Source organism: Paenibacillus borealis (assembly GCF_000758665.1).
Lineage (GTDB): Bacteria > Bacillota > Bacilli > Paenibacillales > Paenibacillaceae > Paenibacillus_AQ > Paenibacillus_AQ borealis.
Map to the genome: position 1 here is coordinate 5459159 of NZ_CP009285.1, position 17529 is coordinate 5476687.

A 17529-nucleotide genomic window follows, 5' to 3' on the forward strand; every position below is an offset into this window, starting at 1 on the left:
CGTCCCGGTGCAACGGGGCGTTTTTTATTTGCGATTTTGCTTGCGAGATTTACGAACAGCCTTCCGGCGCTTCTTCCGTTGGGCCTTAGCCCATTTGGACAATGGTCCGTTGGATGAAAGATCGACAATCACGCTGTCTTTTTCACTCAAATGCTTATTGGCTTCGCGCTGCAGCTCCCGTGGAATCGGTACAAATCCACCCGATACGGGCTGAGATTGCTTAAGGCGGATCAATTCGCCTGTGTCGATATTCAAACCGTTTCACTCCCTTCCTTAAGCTCATCCAGCGCAATTTCTAGCACTTCCAGCTTTTCTTCCACATCTCCGACTTCATCTGCAACTTCTTCGAGTTCGTCAACCAAATCGTTCAGATCATCATCAATGAAGTCCGAAATGCTGACCAAGATATCAGTTGTCGTATGTTTCGCATCGTCCACTGCGTTTTGAAAATCTTTAAGTGTCTGAACTGCTTTCTCAATCCGTTTCTGTAAAGTCATTTCTCTTGTCCTCCTTCCTATGTAAGATCAAGGTGGGCCGGGACTTGAACCCGGCATCGGTTTGCATCGTAGTTTATGGCCGCCATGTTTCGGGCAAGCTTCACCGGAAAGGCTAAGTGGGCGTTTTTCTGTACGATCATGCCGTACAAACTCTTATAAGCGCCGGAGAATTTCACTCCTACTTCACTTTTCGTTTTAAGGCGCTGCATACTCGTTCTGCCACCACCTCGGATGCGTCAGCCGCATCTCCAAACGCCAACCCGGAGGAAAGGTTATTTCTAAGGGTCGACGCTTGGAGACAGGGGCCGAAGCCGCTGCTCAGATAGCTTTTTCTCTACGTTTCAACTCCACATCGAACGCTATCTTGATAGTGGGAGTAAGAAGGTGGTTCGTAATATCTGAAATCAAATCCCAATTATGTGTGGCCTTCTCGTTCTGTTTAACAGCCCGGTTGTAACGGTGAGGATCGGCGAATCGATCTGAGTACGCTGCTTGCGTCAAGTCCAGAGCTTCAAACCACCGTTGTCTGTAATGGAGAAAAGATGATACCAGGGCTACGGCGAATTCCTGCACTTCCTGCTCTGTCACACCGCTTCCCCCTTGCTTTTGCGGTCATCGTCCCGTAAAATGGACGCAACGAGATACTTTAGACGAGTTCTCAATGAGGTCCGCCCTGCCAGGCGGGCTTTTTTCATTTGTACCTTTGCTGCTGCCAGATCCTTCTGATGCAAAGAAATCATCATTTCAAGCCACTTAATGTTGCTCTCCAGCTTTGCCGGGTCAATTACCGCTGCCTGCTGTTTAACCAGCTTCAGGTTGTGCTTAGCGTTCTGTGCCACGAATCTCGCTTCCCCTTCCAATTGTTCGAGTGTTATCATTTCAGCTTCCCTCATTTCATGTATTGTTTGGCCTTCAGGTCAGCGCGGTGTTCTTTCCAGGTCGACAACCAACTGAAGGAATATTCCTTGCAAAGCACAGCGGCCAGATGAGTTAGAGCCGTAATCGCCTCTACTGTCTCCATCAACAACCGCTTGATCTGCTTTCGTTCCGAATCATTGAGCTGCTTGTTTGTCTTGCTGATTGGAGCGTCGCTGGAGGCTTCCAGTACTTCCTTGACCTCTTCTATTGTCTTGAACATCACGCTTGCTCTATGTAGGTCCACATTATCCAGCCAAGGAGCAGATGCACCACCGGTGACTTCTGCCGCCGCTGCCAGATAGAGTTGACCGTCATCGTAATGCTCAGCTGCCGCACTCATGACAGGCTTTGATGCCTTACGGGTCCCTCTGGCGATTTTCCCTACTAATGAAGCGTCAGCATGAACGATGAGCCCTGCCTTCTCCCTGGTATCGCCTGAGCGCTTTAACGCTTGTTCTAATGCTGGTCCGAATTGTCCGATTGCCAACTTCTGATCCTCTCCTTTGTCCGGTTTTGCGGGTTATATCGGACAGAGGCCTGATGTATGATTGTCTTAAGCAATTCCCCTTGCCGCTTTCCCTGCCCGCCGCTGCCGGTACAGCTCGGCGGGTTTTCTTTATCCTGTAGCATGATTACGTATTGCCTTGAACTTGTCGCCGACGTTATCTTCAGCCCAATCGGTGTGTTCTTCAATCCAGCGGAGCAACAAGGCTGTTGGAATCCGTGGATTGCCGAACTCGCGGTTGACTGGAAAATCAGGACGTTTAAACAATGCTGTTGCGACTGGAGCACTGATATTCAATAGCTCCATGAATTGAGTTCTGCTCAGCACCGGTGGTAAGGACACTGGAACTTGCACGGCATAAGCTTCGATTGCTCGCGATACGACTTTATCGAGCAATCTTTCCAGGTCATCACTGTCCATCACGACTACGGCCATCTAGATCACCTCTTTGGCGTTTTCATAATTCTTATTTTCTAAGAGTTTTTGATCAAAAAAATAACCTGGATTCACTCTTAATGATGAACAAATTGTTTCATATTCATCAGTATCAATTTTTTGTTTTCCGGTCATCATACGAGAAAACTTCTTCATATCAATATTGGATTCCTTAGCCACGTAAGTAAACTTAAGCCCATTAGTCTTTATGAATTCACGAATACGCTGATTTATTTCCATTGTCTACGCCCCTTTCTCTTAGATATTAAGATTTCGTACTCATAATATAACTCTTAGTTTCTAATACGTCAAGCTTAAATTCTATATTTCTAAGAGTTAATTCTTTGTTACTAGGAATTTAGTTATAATTATTGAAGTCAAGGAGGTGAGTAAATTTGTCAGTTGTATCGGATAGATTAAGAAAAGCAAGAAAGAAGAAAGGTTATACACAGGTTGAAGTACAAAAGAAGACTGGCATCCATAATAAGACTTTAAGTGGATATGAAAACGAGGTAAGTGAACCTGATATCGGTTCAATTAATTTGTTGTCGGACCTTTATGAAGTATCAGTGGATTGGCTATATGGAAAGACGGATGATCCTAAGAAGAAAAACAATCAAGCATCGAGAGAAATTGATGAGAACAGAAAATACCTTATTGATAAAATCATGCGCGCATCTGATGAAGTCTTGCCGGATCTTACAATAATAGTGAACAGAGTTATTCCTGATAAAGATTAAGTCTCTTCACAACTCTCTTTTTGTTCTACTTCATATTCTTTGAATAACATCATAAGTTCATTAATTTCTTCATCAGTAGCCGCAATGATCTTAGTGATCAGGCATTCTCTATTGTTCATATTGCACCATCCATTTCATAGGTGGATTATTTTATCATATTAACATACGAACTCATGTTCGTAAATGTTCCAGAAAAATAGTATAATAGTTAGGTGGGCAGTGCGATGGAACTTGTTCCCGTCCGCTGTCGCATTCCCGAGTTGCTTGTCCGGCGCCACAAGATGGAGTCGGCGACGAGTCAGATTAAGATCAATCAGCAATGGTTAGCAGATAAGATAGGCATTAGTAAGCAACAAATGTCTGATTACATCAATCTCCGCTCAGGATACACGAGCATGAGTATTCAGCGTGCAGCATTGATTGCTTACCACCTTGACTGTTTACAAGATGATCTGTTTGTCTGGGAATGGCGATAGCAGAGTAGCTCAGCTGCTCTTAAGGAACAAGTACATGTATATCAGTACCTATTGATTCTCTCGATCACCTCACAATCACGAAATCTATTTGCTGTAATACATACTTTATCACATTAAGTAAGAAAGCGTTGTCGAAAAAGGACGAACGAAAGACACCCCTAAACCCCATTGAAGGGGTTGACTTTCGCTATTAAATTTGCTTCAAAACGTACAATTTATTACCGTCTTTGAACGTAATCAATGATCCATTATTTTCTATTGATTGTATGTTGTCGATTTTCGATTCCTGGACAAGCGCCGTTCGTCCGACCAAGACAAAACCTTCACCTTTTAGAGATTCGGCTGCTTCCGCTAGAATATCCAAGTCCTGATAAGATCCGGTGGTAGTATGATACGCGAGTACTGATTGTGAATGTTCTGTCCGTTGCCATTTATCAATATAATTAACGTCCTTAAGATCAACGTCCTTCCATTCAAATATATCCTTCTTCTTATGCTGTAGCCTCTTCATTCGTCTTATCATATGTATCTCCTCTGCCGATTTCTGGATGGGTTTAGATTATTTTACGACAAAGTTCTACATACGGCATTACATAAAATATTACAGGCTTCGGAGGTGATCCGATGGATTATGGATTCTATTACTCAAAGTCTACTTACGATGAAGATGAAGAATACCTTGTCGGCAAAGCTGTGGAGGTTATTCACGATCCTTATGATCTCCATTACATGTATGAGAGTTTGATCATCTTCTATAACAATTACCTAGATTATCAGAGCGATGCTGCGGACAAGCTCGTAATGGTCTGCCGACTGGATATAGAGTTTTATTATTGTTTCCTGGATGCCTGGCGGGCCCGCTATCGAAATGATAGGCTCCCCATCGATCCATTGTCTTTCAGAACTCTCTGGCGTTTTTACGAAAGCAGAGAGCTCTTATATGAGGCCATCGATATCTGTTATGCAGCAATTGAATATGAGATCAGAGATTACACGCAGGGTGGATATCTTGAACGGTTAGCGAGGATAGAAAAGCGGTTGGAAGATCATTTAAAAAATTCCTAAGAGGAGCGATCTTTATGGCCTACACAAAGAAAATACCCGCAAACAATAAACAAGGATACAAATGGCTTTGTGTTATGGAGGGTCCTCCCGATCCTGCCAGTGGGGTCCGCCGGCAAATTTCTCGTAGAGCTGATACCAAGACGGAAGCCACTAACCGTGCTCAAGCAGTCGTAGATCAGCTGACAGCTGGGTTCGATTTAAAAAAGGCAAAACGTACTTCATTCGAAGATGCTGCCAATGCCTGGGTTGAGGTATACTCTGCCACAGACGTCAAAGCCAGCTCTATACGCCTGCGGAAAAAGACGTTACAGGTATTGCTTACGAAAATCTCAAAGATCAATATAGACCGGGTAACGCATACTCAATATCAGAAGGCACTCAATGAACTATTCAAAGAAAATGCCTATTCGAATTCTTATATCCGAAGTATCCATATTTGTGCCAATATGATTTTTGAATGGGCTATTAAAAATAATCTCCGTGGCGATAATCCCTGTAAAGGAATTACCATGCCCAAAAATAAGGTTACTGTCGAAGATTTGGAGAATGGAAACATTTCGGAGAAATATTTAGAACGGGATGAGCTACAAGAATTTCTGGGCGAAGTTATAAAGCATGGATTATGGGGAGATACGGAAATGTTCTACATGCTTACCTATAGTGGTATGCGTCCCGGGGAGATGTGCGCATTGTATGAAGAGGATTTGAAGTTGAAAGAAAAAGATGTTCGCATCACCAAAACCATTTACTATCCTAATAATAAAAATGAACATTTTCAAATCACACCGCCTAAGACTCCGGGTTCTGTGCGCAGATTTGATTTGGATGACTTGATTATAGATATGATGCAAAAATATATCTTAGTAAAAAAAGAACGCCAGGCCCGATACAAGAAACTGCATGATGATTTTTATGAATCCAAGTTCTTGTTTGCCAAAGAGAACGGTCGTCCTATTTCACAGAAGCTTTTGTTGGAGCGTATGAATCGTATTCTTAAAAGAACCACCATCACAAAAAAGGCCACCCCGCATATCTTCCGGCACACTCATGTGAGTTTTTTGGCGGAAGCCGGGGTGGACCTACCAACGATCATGCAGCGAGTAGGTCATGACGATTCTAAGACAACCTTGAAAGTATATACTCATGTAACCGAGATGATGAAAAAAAATTCTTCTCAGAAAAGACGGATTCACTTCAACAACATCCTAAATCCAGAGAATTTGCAGTAAATGTGATTTTTCCGTTATTTTCTCATCATGTTCACTACTTATTAACCCAATATCACCAGCGTTTACAGCGTTTCTAAATTAGAAGAGGTGTAACCCACCGCATCATCGCCGGGGTCACCCAAGCCTCAAATCCGGAGATTCCCATAACCAGCAGTGCCATGCCGAGTGACAGCAGGGTATACATTACAAAAGGCCGGGTCACCCCGGTACGCCGCTGCTGGCCCAGCACCCGGCTGCGGATCATCAGCAGGGAGAAGGCGATCGCTGCCGCACTGCATACAAGCAGCACCGGAATCAGCACCAGATTATGCGGCGCTACGGAGACCAGGGCAAACAGCATGCCGTGCCAGGAATACTGGCTGACGAGACAGCCGACGGTGAAGCCGATCAGCACGCCTTTGAGGAAATCCAGAATCAGAATGCCCGGGAGTCCGATCACCGACAAGCCGAGAATCCAGATCAGTCCGACCCACTTCAGATTGAATGCGGCAATCCCCCAGTACGAATCCTGAGCGGCAGGCAGTCCCTGCTGATCCACGGTCATGAAGAAATTGCCCAGATAATCCCCCAGCTCCTGCTGCTGATCCAGCGTCAGTGCACTGACAATGAGCGCTCCAAATACGACCCCGACCAGAAATAACACCGCAACAAAAATATAAAGAGGCGTCTGTTCCTTCATCATCAGCCTTAAACTGCGCATCAGGACATTCTCCTTTCCGGTCACATGTTACACCATATGAAGGAATGTCCCGCTCTATGACTTGTCCTTGATTACTTATCCTTAATGACCTTGCCGTAAGTCCCTCCGCCTCCTGAAGAGAGCGCAAGCCTGCCTGTACGGGCAAGTACAATCTGCTCCGCAAGAATTGGCCCGGCGACAGCGGCCAGCTCGGCTTCCGCCGCCTTGTGCAGGATATTCATCTCTGTGCCAAACGCCTGCAGCAGATCATCCAGCTTGCGCTTCCCGAGTCCGGGAATAAACTCCAGAGGCACCTGGTAATGATACGGCGGACGGTACGCCGGAACCAGCGGCTGCCCGCGGTCGGCAATATCGAGAATACGGTCCAGCACACCCTTCACCAGCTTCGCACTGCCGCAATACGGACAGCGCTCTGAAGTTGCATAGGCCTCATCGATAATGCTGCCGCAGCCGCCGCAGTAAGTGCGGTGATATTTACCCAGCCGGGGATTCAGCCCGAAGTTGGCGCTGATCCGGCGTCCTTCCGAGCGCATCAGCGCAAGCTTCAGCTCATGGAACGAGGGCCGCTGCATCTCAATCACATTATACTCACGGCCGATTTTGCCCAGGGAATGGGCGTCGGAATTGGTCAGGAAGCTGTACGGGTCAAGCTCCGAGATATACCCGGCCATCTCCGAATCTGCACTGAGTCCAAGCTCTACCGCCGCAATGCGTTCCAGGTCAAATAATTCAGCCATCCGCTCCGCTGCACAGCCGTACAACCCTTTGTGCGGGGTGAAAATATGCGCCGGAATCAGCAGGCCTCCCCGCCCGGTAATCTCATCCTGCAGCACCCGGGAGGGGGCATAGAGGCGCTGGGAGCTGAGATTCACATTGCGCATGTGGGCGCTCATCCAGCCGCTGAACTCCTCCATCGTCCCAAGGTCCGGCATGAAGGCCAGGACATGGCACTCTTTTCGCCCGGACTCACGGATCTCAATCTCGGTCCCCAGCAGGATCGTGGTTCCCCTGTAGGCAATCCCTCCGCCTTCCGCCACCGTCATCTCGCCGGACTCCAGGGCCGCATGAATATCCCGCAGCACGCCCGGTGAGTGGCTGTCGATAATGCCGATGAGCCCTACCCCCTTGCGCTCCGCCGCCTCTTTGGCAATACCGGCGAAGGTGAGCCCGCGGCTGCCGCTGATTTTGACCGCCTGCCCCTCTGAAGTCCGCCCGATATGCACGTGCAGGTCGCAGTAAACGCTCTGCAGCGCAGACTCTAGTGCCATTGTCCAGTCAGCGTATACAGATGCCAGGCGTAGACAGCCATCATGGTCTTGGCATCGGCAATACGTCCATCCGCGATATACTGGTAGGCTTCCTCCAGCGTAAGCTCGGAGACCTCCAGGAATTCATCCTCATCCAGCGCCATCTCTCCAGGCTGGACATCCTCCGTCACGTAGAGGTGAATGATCTCATCGGCGAAGCCGGGAGACGTATAGAAGGACTTCAGCAGTTTCAGACCGCCGCTGTGGAATCCGGTCTCTTCCTGAAGCTCACGGCCAGCAGCCGCTAGCGGATCTTCGCCTTTATCCAGCTTACCTGCCGGAATCTCTACCTCGGTCCGGTGCATCGGCTGACGGTATTGCTCCACTACAAGCATTTTACCGTTATTCAGCGCCAGCACAGCTACAGCTCCCGGGTGCTTCACAACCTCACGGGTTGCTGTATTGCCGTCCGGCAGCTTCACCGTATCCACCTGTAGCGAAATAATATTACCTGTGAAGATCGGCTTCGTCGACAATGTTTCTTCATCCAATGCGGGGTTGCGGTTGATTTCATCTTTTTTCATAGATTTGTGGTCTCCTTTGGCATGGTTATGCATAGGGTGTATTATAGCAAACTTAAGAGGAAAGAAGGAATGCAGGCATGAATGACATCCTTGTCCGTACAAGCTCATCCGCTGTTACAATGGTAGGGAAACCGGAGCAAATAATGGCCGTCATGGCCGGGTGGATGAAGCAATATGGGCGTGATATGCCCCTGGCCTACATCCTGCTGCTCCAGGCGGAACCGCGGATCAAAGCTTCCAAGGCCGGGTAATGCCGCTTCGTTCTTCCGGAGTTCCTTGAGGCAGATTTAACTTCACTAAGTAACAAGAAGGAGCTGTTTCCCGGTGAATCCGGAACAGCTCCTTCTTGTTATATTTAACCCCAGCCGGCCCCATTACCGGCGGGCATTTGAGCAGTTTTTGAAATCAGCCCTTCTGGCTTTCGGCCACAATAGCTACAACCAGGCTGGCTACTTTGACAATATCTTCGGCTTTGATCCGTTCCTTTGTCGTGTGGATATCCTCATAGCCGACAGCCAGATTCACAGTAGGAACCTTCAGGCCGTTGAACACATTGGCATCACTGCCGCCGCCGGAAGCGAACAGCCGGGTGGTCAGTCCCAGCGAAGTAATCGCGCGGTCTGCCAGCTGTACTACCGGATCATGCTCATTAAAGCTGAACGCCGGATAAATAATTTCACTGCGGAATTCACTCTGCGCGCCATTGTCACGTGCGGTCGTCTCCAGGGCTTCACGCATAGAGGCAATCTGCAGTTCTACCTTCTCCTGCACAATACTGCGGGCTTCCGCATCCAGCTGCACATGGTCACAGACGACATTGGTCGGGCCGCCGCCGGCAAATTTGCCGATATTCGCTGTCGTTTCATTATCAATCCGCCCAAGCTTCATCGCCGAAATCGCTTTGCTGGCCACTTGAATCGCACTGATTCCATCCTCCGGATTCACCCCTGCATGAGCGGATTTGCCGAAGATCTGCATCGTTACCCGCGCCTGTGTCGGCGCAGCAATCGCGATAGCACCTACTTCACCATTGGAATCGAGCGCGAAGCCCAGATCGGCATCCAGATGCGCCGGGTCCATTGCACGTGCGCCCATCAGCCCGGACTCTTCGCCTGCCGTAATGACAAACTGGATCTGCCCGTGCGGAAGCTTCTGCTCCTGAATCACCCGGATCGCTTCGAACAGGGCAGCAAGTCCCGCTTTGTCATCGGCTCCGAGAATCGTACTGCCGTCGCTGGTAATCCAGCCGTCTGCCCCAAGGGAAGGCTTGATATTCTGCCCTGGAACCACTGTATCCATGTGGCAGGTGAACAGCAGCTTAGGCGCGCTTACGCCGCTGTCCGCAGGCCAGGTCACGAACAGATTGCCCGCTCCGTGTCCCGTTCTCTCCTGGGAGTCATCTTCAACTGCTGTCAGTCCCAGACTGCTGAATTTTTCCTTAAGCACATCGGCAATCCGCCGTTCATTTCGGGTTTCACTATCAATACGGACAAGCTCCATGAATTCATTGATCAACCGGTCTTGTGATATCACTTGGACTTCCCTCTCTTTCACGGATACGTTACAATGGTTGTACTGCGTTCATTTACGCCTACGTTCTTAACTTAAACTAATCTCAAAGGAGTCACTCATGCAACAGAAAAAATGGTTCCGCATCATTATCTACATTATGCTGATCGCCATGATCGCCTCTACGGTGCTGTTTGTCATCGAGCCGTTTATGGCCGGTTAATCTCGTTTAGTACTTAATTAACAGCGTCCGGGTTCCCCGGGCGCTGTTTGGCTTTACCTGGATGCAGCATTCCTTATTCTGCAGCATGTACAGCCCCGGCAACCGCTTCATACGGAAACTGCTGCAGGAAATAAGGCACCAGCTCCGACGCAACGGTCTCTATGCCAAAAGAACGCCCGGTGCATTCCTCAAGTGAAGTGACTCCGTACTCAGCAATGCCGCAGGGGATGATTCCCGAGAATCCGCTTTGGCTGATTCCGGCTGAGATGTTGAACGCGAAGCCGTGGCTGGTAATAAAACCTCTGCGGAATTTACTCTTGTTGAATTTGACGCCGATCGCACAAATCTTCTCATCGCCGACCCATACGCCCGTATATCCCTGCTTGCGGGTTCCTGATATCCCGTATGAAGCCAGATAGGCAATAATAACGGCCTCCAGCCTGCGCAGATACCCGTGCAGATCGACCTTGCCGTCTTCGCCAAGCTTCAGGAGAGGGTAACCGACAAGCTGGCCCGGCCCGTGATATGTAATATCTCCTCCGCGGTCGATTTCAAACAGCGCAATCCCCTGTTTCTTAAGCTGTTCCCCGCTAAGGAGCAGATGTTCCGGATGATTCTGTGAACCGACGGTATAGGTTGGCGGATGCTGCAAAAGGATCAGCCGCTCGTAAGCGGTACCTGCGTCGATCCCCTGCACCGCTTCCTTTTGCAGCTCCCAGGCCGCGCCGTATTCTATCAGCGGGAGATAGGAAACTTCCAGTTTGCTTAAGTTCAGGTTGTCCATGGTTATCAGGTCCCCTTTGCTTCTTATTCTCCCTGTCACAGGGTTCAGCAGCAGCTTAAAGTACTAACTAGTACAGCTTCGTGTCCGGCGTATATCCTTCCACATTATCCTTCACACGCTGCAGGAAGCGTCCGCTGATGACTCCATCCAGAATCCGGTGATCCAGCGACAGGCAGATATTGGCCATCGAGCGGACGGCGATCATATCATTGATGACTACAGGCTTTTTCACGATAGATTCAAAGGTTAGGATAGCCGCCTGCGGATAGTTGATAATCGGGTAGGACAGAATCGAGCCGAACGAGCCGGTATTGTTAACCGTGAACGTGCCGCCCTGCATGTCGTCCAGCCGCAGCTTGCCTTCACGGGTCTTCAGCGCCAGTTCGTCGATCTCGCGGGCCAGCCCGGCGACATTCTTCTGATCGGCTTTTTTGATGACCGGTGTCATTACGGAATCCTCTGTGCCTACGGCGAGCGAGATGTTGATATCGCGTTTGACAATGATTTTGTCAACAGCCCAGACGGAGTTCATGATCGGATAATCCTTGATTGCACTGACAACCGCCTTCATCAGGAAGGCCAGATAGGTCAGGTTAATGCCCTCTTTGCGCTTGAACTCATCCTTCAGCTTGTTGCGCAGCACGACAAGATTGGTCACATCGACCTCAATCATCGTCCAGGCATGCGGAATCTCTGAGACGCTCTGGCGCATACGGGTAGCTATGGTATTGCGGATCGGTGTAACATCGATCAGATATTCCGAGCTGCTGCCCCGGCCGCCTTCCACTTCAATCGTCGGAATCTTCGGCGATTCGCTTAAGTGCAGGCCGGAATGACGCAAATGCTGAAGCTCTTCGCGCACTTCTTCCTGAATAGGCTGGAATAAAGGCTGCTGCGGTGCAGGAGCAGCAGCCATTGGGGCTGTAGGTGCAGGCTGCGCCGCAGCTGCGCCGCTCTCCAGGAACGCGAGCACATCCTTACGTGTGATGCGTCCGCCCAGGCCGGTGCCCGGCACGGCCGTAAGGTTGACGCCGTGCTCGGCGGCCAGCGTCTGCACAGCCGGAGAGTAACGGGAACGCATCGGAGCATCCGCGTCATATGGCGCAGCCGGCACGGACGGCCGGACGGAGGCGTGGGCCGCCTGCGGCGCGGCGCCGGATGCCGCCGGTGCGGCGGCATTGGCAGGTCCCGCAGCGGCAGCTGCCGGTGACGGTGCTGCTGCGGACGCCGCAGGGACTTGGGCAGCAGGGGCCTCGGCACCAGCTACTGCGATGCGGGCAATGATCTCACCGACGCTGACCGTCTGGCCTTCTTCGGCGAGCAGCTCCACCAGCGTACCGTCTACGGTAGCCGGAAGTTCAGCATTTACCTTATCCGTAATCAGCTCACAGATCGGCTCATATTGCTCGATCGTATCTCCCGGCTGCTTCAGCCACTTCCCGATCGTCGCCGACACCAGCGATTCTGCAAGCTGCGGCATGATTACATCCGTCAGCTTTGTATTGTCAGACATAATGTCACTCCTTAAAGTTTGGTAAGCACAAGCTCCCTGAGTTAGCTTCGACAAAACTAGCTTAGAAAGCATACGCTTAAAGTTTTGTAAGCTCTGCTTCCCGAATTAGCTTCGTACAAAACTGGCTTCGGAAGCATACAGCCACGAAATCCTGCCCAAAATACAACATTTAACCACTTAAACCGGCCAGAATTCAAAAAAGTTGTAAAAAAGGCAGCATTTCTCTCTATCCAAGCGGATAAGCGTGCCAATTGTTGTATTTCATACAGCAATCGTACCCAATCCACTGCTAATTTCGAATCAAAGTTGCAATAATTGCAACATTCATGCCCAATGTACATACAGGGTGAAGATTCCAGCTGTTGTCCCCACATATTAGTACTGTGCCAAACGAAGCATCTCAGCCTTTAATTTGTCCTTGCTCAGCATGAAGAACTTCTCCATCGGCGGAGAGATCGGCATCGCCGGCACATCCGGTCCGCACAGGCGGAAGATTGGCGCGTCCAGATCAAACAGGCAGTGCTCAGCAATAATCGCTGCCACTTCACCGCCGATGCCTCCGGTCTTATTGTCCTCGTGGACAATCAGCACCTTACCGGTCTGGCGGACAGCGGCAATAATCGCCTCACGGTCCAGCGGCTGCAAGGTGCGCAGATCCAGAATATGCGCGGTGATGCCTTGCTCCCGCTCCAGCTCTTCCGCTGCCTGCATCGCAAAATGCAGCGGCAGACTGTACCCGATCACCGTAATATCGCTGCCTTCACGCAGCAGATTCGCTTCACCGATCGGCACAATGTAGTCGCCCTCCGGCACATCTTCCTTGATCAGCTTGTAGCATTTCTTGTTCTCGAAGAACAGCACCGGATCAGGGTCACGGACAGCAGCTTTCAGCAGTCCCTTGGCATCTGCGGCTGAATAAGGGGCTACAATCTTCAGTCCCGGAGTCCCGAAGAAGATCGATTCCGGACACTGGGAGTGATATAATCCGCCGAAGATCCCGCCGCCTATAGGCGCGCGGATCACTACCGGACAATTCCAGTCGTTATTGGAGCGGTAGCGGATTTTGGCCGCCTCGCTGATAATCTGGTTCGTTGCCGGAAGCATGAAATCCGAGTACTGCATTTCAGCAATCGGCTTCATGCCGTACATCGCTGCCCCGATCGCCACGCCGGCAATCGCTGACTCCGCAAGCGGTGTATCAAGCACGCGCTCTGCACCGAACTGCTCCTGCAGTCCTTTGGTAGTCGTGAATACGCCGCCCTTCACGCCGACATCCTCACCCAGCACGAACACCGAATCATCGCGCTCCATCTCTTCCTTCATTGCCAGCCGGATTGCATCGATATATTCCATCATCGCCATGGCTTATGCTCCTCCCTTGAGGCCGGATTCATCGTACACATGCAGCAGCGTATCTTCCGGTTTCGGGAACGGTGCATTTTCGGCGTAGGTTATGGCCTCTTTCAATTCAAGATTATATTCGGCAACCAGGTCGCTCTCCTGCTCGTCACTCCACAGGCCCAGTCCGGTCAGGTACGAGCGGAACGCGGCGATGCCGTCTTTTTTCCAATTCTCATCGACTTCTTCCTTAGTCCGGTACGCCAGATCATTATCCGAGGTAGAATGCGGTGACAGGCGGTACATCATCGCTTCAATCAGAGTGGGTCCTTCTCCGGCAAGCGCACGCTCCCGCGCTTCCTTCACCACACGGTAGACCTCAAGCGGATCATTACCGTCCACCCGGAAGCCCGGGAAGCCATAGCCGAGGGCGCGGTCACTGACCTTGCCGCCAAGCTGCTTGTGGGCCGGAATGGAAATCGCATACTGGTTATTCTGGCAGAAGATAATGACCGGCAGCTTATTTACACCGGCGAAGTTACACGCTTCATGAAAATCACCCTGGTTGCTGGAGCCTTCACCGAACGTAACAAAAGAAACGAACTTTTTCTTCTGCATTTTGGCCGCCAGTGCGAAGCCTACAGCATGCGGAACCTGAGTCGTTACCGGACTTGATCCGGTTACGATGCGCAGGCGTTTGCTTCCGAAGTGGCCCGGCATCTGCCGGCCGCCGCTGTTCGGATCCTCCGCCTTGGCGAATACGGACAGCATCAGCTCCCGCGTCGTCATTCCAACGGACAGCACGAAAGCATAATCACGGTAATAGGGGAGGAAATAATCATTCTCCCGGTCCAGTGCAAATGCCGCTGCGACCTGCGCCGCTTCCTGCCCGATGCCGGACACGTGGAAATTGATCTTGCCTGCGCGCTGAAGCAGCAGACTGCGTTCATCATACTTACGCCCGAGCTGCATGAATCTGTACATATCGATGACCTGGCCGTCGCTGAGTCCAAGCTGTTTATGTCGGTTAACGGTTTCTACAGTACCTTGGGATTCCATATAAGAGGTACCTCCTAAAAGTTTTGTAAGCATAGCTTTCTGAATTTACTTCGTAAAAACAAGTTTCATAAGCATTTGCTAACTTTATTCAGCATGTTTAACAAAGTATATGCCCTGATCTTAAAACCAGGTACTAAATTCATTCTAAGTTCATTATAATCTCTTTCCATACAAAAAGAAAAGCCAAGAAATGCCGCTATGGAGCTGTTTAAGCGCATCAAGCGCCTTCAGCTCCGTCCGGCATTCACTTTAGCCCCTTCATCGTTTGCTAGAATCCGATTGCTCTTCCATCCACCGCAAGCATAGCTTCCCCGATGATCTCCGAGAGTGTCGGGTGGGCATGAATAGCCTCGCCAACCTCCCAAGGTGTTGCATCCAGGATCTGTGCCAATGCTGCTTCACCGATCAGATCCGTCACATGCGGGCCAATCATCTGCACCCCGAGAATATCCCCGCTCTTCGCATCTGCGACCACCTTCACGAAGCCATCCTTCATTCCGTAGACAATCGCTTTGCCGATCGCCGAGAACGGGAACTTGCCGGTTACAGTCTCATGTCCCAGCGCTTTCGCTTCCTTCTCGGTATAACCGACACTTGCCACTTCCGGCCGCGTATAGACGCAGCGGGGAACCAGATGGGCTTCATAAGGATGAAGCGTTTCGCCCGCCAGGTGATTCACGGCACGGATGCCTTCATGGCTGGCGGCATGGGCCAGCTGCAGTCCGCCGATGCAGTCGCCGATGGCATAAATATGCGGCTCTCCTGTCTGCATATTGGCATTCACTCCGATGACACCTTTGTCGAAGCGGATATCTGTATTTTCCAGGCCGATATTCTCGATATTCGCTACGCGTCCAACGGATACCAGCAGCTTCTCTGCCGACAGGCTCTGACTCTGCTCACTCTTGCGGGCTTCAATTGTAATTCCGGCTTCCGATATGCTACAGGTCTCTGCATCCACGGTAGTACCGGTCAACACTTTGACTCCGCGTTTCTTCAGCAGACGCAGCAGTTCACGGGCAACCTCTTCGTCTTCCTGGGGCAGCAGCTGGCCTGCAGCCTCAACTACAGTTACCTGCACACCGAAATCGGCCAGCATCGAAGCCCATTCCACGCCGATAACCCCGCCGCCGACAATAATAATCGAAGCCGGAAGCTCTTCAAGCGTCAACGCTTCTTCACTGCTCAGAATCACCTTACCGTCAGGCGCAAGGCCAGGCAGAATACGCGGGCGTGATCCGGTTGCAATGATGAGATTGGTAGAGACTACAGTCTCCATCTCGCCATCCTCCAGCTCCACGGCAACGGAACCGCTTCGCGGAGAGAAAATAGACGGGCCGATAATCCGGCCTTTGCCTTTCAGAATCTGAATTTTATTCTTGCGCATCAAATACTGTACGCCCTGATGGAGCTGCTCCACAACCGCTTCCTTGCGCAGCTGCACTTTGGGAAACACCAGCTCTACACCAGTCGTCTCTATGCCGTAGCTTTCGCTCTCCTTGATTTCAGCAAATACCTCGGCACTGCGCAGCAGTGATTTGCTGGGAATGCAGCCGCGGTGCAGGCAGGTTCCGCCCAGCTTGTCCATTTCGATGACGACGACGGATTTGCCGAGCTGCGCGGCGCGGATCGCCGCCACATAACCACCGGTACCTCCACCAAGTATCGCCACGTCACAGGTAATTGTCATGATATGTATCCTCCAGTCATTCCTCTAAAATTCAGCTTAACCTATTATATTGTACTCTCTTTTGATTCTATTACAAAACTGATAAACATCATGTATCCATGGACTTTTGCCAATTGAAGCGTTATCATATGGGTGAATTCAAACGGCTGCGAAGAGGAGGGACTGTTATGAAACTGCTTATTTCACGCTTCATTGCCATCCTTATTCTGGTGTTCCCCGGCCTCTTGGCCATGAAGGGCTTCCTGATGATGAAAGATGATATATTCAACTACATCTCCATGCATGGTGACGACTCCGTTACACCGGATTTCGCCTGGCTGCATTTTGGCGGCGGATTGCTGCTATTTCTGGCCGGAATGAGCTTCCTCGGCGGCTGGATTCTGACCCGGGACCGCAAGAAGAACTATGTAGGACCACGCTTCAGAGAGAAGCAGAACGCGCAGCAGCCCCCGTCCACCGAGGCAACTCCCTAACACCAGTCAATAACTTAAATAAGCAGGGGATGTCCCAGGCCAGGAATGAACTGGCTGCCGGGGCATCCCCTTTTGTATGTCCGGATGTCCAGAAATTAACCGCATAGCAGCCTGAGCTGGAGAAAATCCCGATCCGCACCGGTCCCCTCACTTGTTTGCAATTTACAGGCTATGCGCCAAGAGACTCCCGCTCAAGTTCCAAATTGAGCCAGCATTGCGGCGGGAGAGCTTTAATTCCCCACTCTCTCTTATACCTACAATCTGCCGGAATACGTCAATCTCTTATAGTTGTTTCGCTGCCGGCTAGGAAGCACTGTCAATTAGGCCGCTGTAGACAACAATGTTGTACGTTTTGCAACTTTGTACCCGGACAGCCAGGTGTTCAGGTGGATTGTTGTATGAAATACAACAATCATCCGGCTAAGCCGGTTAAATAAGGTGAAATCCTGCATTTTCTACAACAATTTAGGATTTAGGCCGGTAGGATGAGGAAAATGTTGTATTTGGTGCAGGGTTTCATTAAATTCGCCCGATTTCTGCCCCG

The 17529-nt window shown here is 50.4% G+C and carries 25 protein-coding genes; 7 read left to right on the plus strand and 18 right to left on the minus strand.

Going from position 1 to position 17529, the window contains the following annotated elements:
- Positions 1 to 24 precede the first annotated feature (24 nt).
- From PBOR_RS23365 to PBOR_RS23400, 7 genes are all read right to left on the minus strand, one after another.
- Positions 25 to 255: a hypothetical protein gene (locus PBOR_RS23365; protein WP_042215849.1), complete on the minus strand. Its 231-nt coding sequence runs from the start codon at positions 253 to 255 to the stop codon at positions 25 to 27.
- Positions 252 to 497 carry a hypothetical protein gene (locus tag PBOR_RS23370; RefSeq protein ID WP_042215851.1) on the minus strand — a complete coding sequence of 82 codons (246 nt, stop codon included), beginning with the start codon at positions 495 to 497 and terminating at the stop codon, positions 252 to 254. Before PBOR_RS23370 ends, PBOR_RS23365 begins: the two co-directional genes overlap by 4 nt.
- A gap of 318 nt (positions 498 to 815) precedes the next feature.
- Positions 816 to 1085 (minus strand): hypothetical protein, encoded by a 270-nt coding sequence (locus tag PBOR_RS23380; protein ID WP_042215855.1) that lies wholly within the window; start codon positions 1083 to 1085, stop codon positions 816 to 818.
- Positions 1082 to 1375 carry a hypothetical protein gene (locus PBOR_RS23385; protein WP_042215858.1) on the minus strand — a complete coding sequence of 98 codons (294 nt, stop codon included), beginning with the start codon at positions 1373 to 1375 and terminating at the stop codon, positions 1082 to 1084. Before PBOR_RS23385 ends, PBOR_RS23380 begins: the two co-directional genes overlap by 4 nt.
- A gap of 11 nt (positions 1376 to 1386) precedes the next feature.
- Positions 1387 to 1902 carry a hypothetical protein gene (locus PBOR_RS23390; RefSeq protein WP_042215860.1) on the minus strand — a complete coding sequence of 172 codons (516 nt, stop codon included), beginning with the start codon at positions 1900 to 1902 and terminating at the stop codon, positions 1387 to 1389.
- Positions 1903 to 2031: 129 nt separating this feature from the next.
- Positions 2032 to 2355 (minus strand): hypothetical protein, encoded by a 324-nt coding sequence (locus PBOR_RS23395; RefSeq protein ID WP_042215862.1) that lies wholly within the window; start codon positions 2353 to 2355, stop codon positions 2032 to 2034.
- Complete coding sequence (locus PBOR_RS23400) at positions 2356 to 2595, minus strand: helix-turn-helix domain-containing protein (RefSeq protein ID WP_042215865.1); 240 nt, start codon at positions 2593 to 2595, stop codon at positions 2356 to 2358.
- A 155-nt stretch (positions 2596 to 2750) separates the two neighbouring features.
- Between PBOR_RS23400 and PBOR_RS35665 the strand changes: the two genes are divergently transcribed.
- Positions 2751 to 3095 (plus strand): helix-turn-helix domain-containing protein, encoded by a 345-nt coding sequence (locus tag PBOR_RS35665; RefSeq protein WP_042215867.1) that lies wholly within the window; start codon positions 2751 to 2753, stop codon positions 3093 to 3095.
- On the opposite strand, the gene PBOR_RS38395 is transcribed toward PBOR_RS35665, so the two are convergent.
- Positions 3092 to 3214, minus strand: a complete 123-nt coding sequence (locus PBOR_RS38395) for a hypothetical protein (RefSeq protein ID WP_281191815.1) — start codon at positions 3212 to 3214, stop codon at positions 3092 to 3094. The genes PBOR_RS35665 and PBOR_RS38395 overlap by 4 nt on opposite strands.
- Positions 3215 to 3319: 105 nt before the next feature.
- Here PBOR_RS38395 and PBOR_RS23410 point away from each other — a divergent pair, with 105 nt between their 5' ends.
- Complete coding sequence (locus PBOR_RS23410; protein ID WP_042215869.1) at positions 3320 to 3571, plus strand: helix-turn-helix domain-containing protein; 252 nt, start codon at positions 3320 to 3322, stop codon at positions 3569 to 3571.
- 190 nt (positions 3572 to 3761) lie between these two features.
- On the opposite strand, the gene PBOR_RS38640 is transcribed toward PBOR_RS23410, so the two are convergent.
- The gene (locus PBOR_RS38640) at positions 3762 to 4094 is read right to left on the minus strand and encodes a LytTR family transcriptional regulator DNA-binding domain-containing protein (RefSeq protein ID WP_042215871.1); all 333 of its coding nucleotides are present in this window, start codon (positions 4092 to 4094) and stop codon (positions 3762 to 3764) included.
- 101 nt (positions 4095 to 4195) lie between these two features.
- On the opposite strand from PBOR_RS38640, the gene PBOR_RS23420 reads away from it, so the two are divergent.
- The gene (locus tag PBOR_RS23420) at positions 4196 to 4636 is read left to right on the plus strand and encodes a hypothetical protein (RefSeq protein ID WP_042215873.1); all 441 of its coding nucleotides are present in this window, start codon (positions 4196 to 4198) and stop codon (positions 4634 to 4636) included.
- Between the two features lie 14 nt (positions 4637 to 4650).
- Entirely contained in the window at positions 4651 to 5865 is a 1215-nt protein-coding gene (locus PBOR_RS23425) for a tyrosine-type recombinase/integrase (protein WP_042215875.1), read from the plus strand.
- A gap of 73 nt (positions 5866 to 5938) precedes the next feature.
- On the opposite strand, the gene spoIIM is transcribed toward PBOR_RS23425, so the two are convergent.
- From spoIIM to PBOR_RS23440, 3 genes are all read right to left on the minus strand, one after another.
- Positions 5939 to 6565, minus strand: coding sequence for a stage II sporulation protein M (gene spoIIM / locus PBOR_RS23430; RefSeq protein WP_042215877.1), 627 nt, complete (start codon positions 6563 to 6565; stop codon positions 5939 to 5941).
- Between the two features lie 71 nt (positions 6566 to 6636).
- Positions 6637 to 7833 carry an endonuclease Q family protein gene (locus PBOR_RS23435; RefSeq protein ID WP_042215879.1) on the minus strand — a complete coding sequence of 399 codons (1197 nt, stop codon included), beginning with the start codon at positions 7831 to 7833 and terminating at the stop codon, positions 6637 to 6639.
- A complete protein-coding gene (locus PBOR_RS23440) occupies positions 7824 to 8396 on the minus strand; it encodes an NUDIX hydrolase (protein WP_042215882.1) in 573 nt (190 codons plus the stop codon). Before PBOR_RS23440 ends, PBOR_RS23435 begins: the two co-directional genes overlap by 10 nt.
- A gap of 77 nt (positions 8397 to 8473) precedes the next feature.
- On the opposite strand from PBOR_RS23440, the gene PBOR_RS37080 reads away from it, so the two are divergent.
- Entirely contained in the window at positions 8474 to 8647 is a 174-nt protein-coding gene (locus PBOR_RS37080) for a hypothetical protein (protein WP_157764108.1), read from the plus strand.
- Between the two features lie 154 nt (positions 8648 to 8801).
- Here the strand turns inward: PBOR_RS37080 and PBOR_RS23445 are convergent, their stop codons facing one another.
- The gene (locus PBOR_RS23445; RefSeq protein WP_042215885.1) at positions 8802 to 9929 is read right to left on the minus strand and encodes a M20/M25/M40 family metallo-hydrolase; all 1128 of its coding nucleotides are present in this window, start codon (positions 9927 to 9929) and stop codon (positions 8802 to 8804) included.
- 97 nt (positions 9930 to 10026) lie between these two features.
- Here PBOR_RS23445 and prli42 point away from each other — a divergent pair, with 97 nt between their 5' ends.
- Complete coding sequence (gene prli42 / locus PBOR_RS36675; protein ID WP_099052488.1) at positions 10027 to 10128, plus strand: stressosome-associated protein Prli42; 102 nt, start codon at positions 10027 to 10029, stop codon at positions 10126 to 10128.
- 73 nt (positions 10129 to 10201) lie between these two features.
- On the opposite strand, the gene lipB is transcribed toward prli42, so the two are convergent.
- From lipB to lpdA, 5 genes are all read right to left on the minus strand, one after another.
- Positions 10202 to 10912 (minus strand): lipoyl(octanoyl) transferase LipB, encoded by a 711-nt coding sequence (lipB, locus tag PBOR_RS23450; protein WP_042215887.1) that lies wholly within the window; start codon positions 10910 to 10912, stop codon positions 10202 to 10204.
- Positions 10913 to 10979: 67 nt separating this feature from the next.
- On the minus strand, positions 10980 to 12425 hold the full coding sequence (locus tag PBOR_RS23455; protein WP_042215889.1) for a dihydrolipoamide acetyltransferase family protein: 1446 nt from the start codon (positions 12423 to 12425) through the stop codon (positions 10980 to 10982).
- Between the two features lie 375 nt (positions 12426 to 12800).
- Positions 12801 to 13787 carry an alpha-ketoacid dehydrogenase subunit beta gene (locus PBOR_RS23460; protein ID WP_039300367.1) on the minus strand — a complete coding sequence of 329 codons (987 nt, stop codon included), beginning with the start codon at positions 13785 to 13787 and terminating at the stop codon, positions 12801 to 12803.
- Between the two features lie 3 nt (positions 13788 to 13790).
- Positions 13791 to 14822, minus strand: a complete 1032-nt coding sequence (locus tag PBOR_RS23465; protein WP_042215892.1) for a thiamine pyrophosphate-dependent dehydrogenase E1 component subunit alpha — start codon at positions 14820 to 14822, stop codon at positions 13791 to 13793.
- A gap of 268 nt (positions 14823 to 15090) precedes the next feature.
- Entirely contained in the window at positions 15091 to 16512 is a 1422-nt protein-coding gene (gene lpdA / locus PBOR_RS23470) for a dihydrolipoyl dehydrogenase (RefSeq protein WP_042215894.1), read from the minus strand.
- Between the two features lie 167 nt (positions 16513 to 16679).
- Between lpdA and PBOR_RS23475 the strand changes: the two genes are divergently transcribed.
- Entirely contained in the window at positions 16680 to 16985 is a 306-nt protein-coding gene (locus PBOR_RS23475; protein ID WP_042215896.1) for a DUF2627 domain-containing protein, read from the plus strand.
- The last annotated feature ends 544 nt before the right edge of the window (positions 16986 to 17529 follow it).

Coding starts and splice junctions, on each gene's coding strand:
- PBOR_RS23370 (WP_042215851.1), bottom strand. CDS start 497: ATGACTTTACAGAAACGGATTGAGAAAGCAGTTCAGACACTTAAAGAT.
- PBOR_RS23385 (WP_042215858.1), bottom strand. CDS start 1,375: ATGATAACACTCGAACAATTGGAAGGGGAAGCGAGATTCGTGGCACAG.
- PBOR_RS23395 (WP_042215862.1), bottom strand. CDS start 2,355: ATGGCCGTAGTCGTGATGGACAGTGATGACCTGGAAAGATTGCTCGAT.
- PBOR_RS23400 (WP_042215865.1), bottom strand. CDS start 2,595: ATGGAAATAAATCAGCGTATTCGTGAATTCATAAAGACTAATGGGCTT.
- PBOR_RS38395 (WP_281191815.1), bottom strand. CDS start 3,214: ATGAACAATAGAGAATGCCTGATCACTAAGATCATTGCGGCTACTGAT.
- PBOR_RS23410 (WP_042215869.1), top strand. CDS start 3,320: ATGGAACTTGTTCCCGTCCGCTGTCGCATTCCCGAGTTGCTTGTCCGG.
- PBOR_RS38640 (WP_042215871.1), bottom strand. CDS start 4,094: ATGATAAGACGAATGAAGAGGCTACAGCATAAGAAGAAGGATATATTT.
- PBOR_RS23420 (WP_042215873.1), top strand. CDS start 4,196: ATGGATTATGGATTCTATTACTCAAAGTCTACTTACGATGAAGATGAA.
- PBOR_RS23425 (WP_042215875.1), top strand. CDS start 4,651: ATGGCCTACACAAAGAAAATACCCGCAAACAATAAACAAGGATACAAA.
- spoIIM (WP_042215877.1), bottom strand. CDS start 6,565: ATGCGCAGTTTAAGGCTGATGATGAAGGAACAGACGCCTCTTTATATT.
- PBOR_RS23435 (WP_042215879.1), bottom strand. CDS start 7,833: ATGGCACTAGAGTCTGCGCTGCAGAGCGTTTACTGCGACCTGCACGTG.
- PBOR_RS23440 (WP_042215882.1), bottom strand. CDS start 8,396: ATGAAAAAAGATGAAATCAACCGCAACCCCGCATTGGATGAAGAAACA.
- PBOR_RS37080 (WP_157764108.1), top strand. CDS start 8,474: ATGAATGACATCCTTGTCCGTACAAGCTCATCCGCTGTTACAATGGTA.
- prli42 (WP_099052488.1), top strand. CDS start 10,027: ATGCAACAGAAAAAATGGTTCCGCATCATTATCTACATTATGCTGATC.
- lipB (WP_042215887.1), bottom strand. CDS start 10,912: ATGGACAACCTGAACTTAAGCAAACTGGAAGTTTCCTATCTCCCGCTG.
- PBOR_RS23455 (WP_042215889.1), bottom strand. CDS start 12,425: ATGTCTGACAATACAAAGCTGACGGATGTAATCATGCCGCAGCTTGCA.
- PBOR_RS23460 (WP_039300367.1), bottom strand. CDS start 13,787: ATGGCGATGATGGAATATATCGATGCAATCCGGCTGGCAATGAAGGAA.
- PBOR_RS23465 (WP_042215892.1), bottom strand. CDS start 14,822: ATGGAATCCCAAGGTACTGTAGAAACCGTTAACCGACATAAACAGCTT.
- lpdA (WP_042215894.1), bottom strand. CDS start 16,512: ATGACAATTACCTGTGACGTGGCGATACTTGGTGGAGGTACCGGTGGT.
- PBOR_RS23475 (WP_042215896.1), top strand. CDS start 16,680: ATGAAACTGCTTATTTCACGCTTCATTGCCATCCTTATTCTGGTGTTC.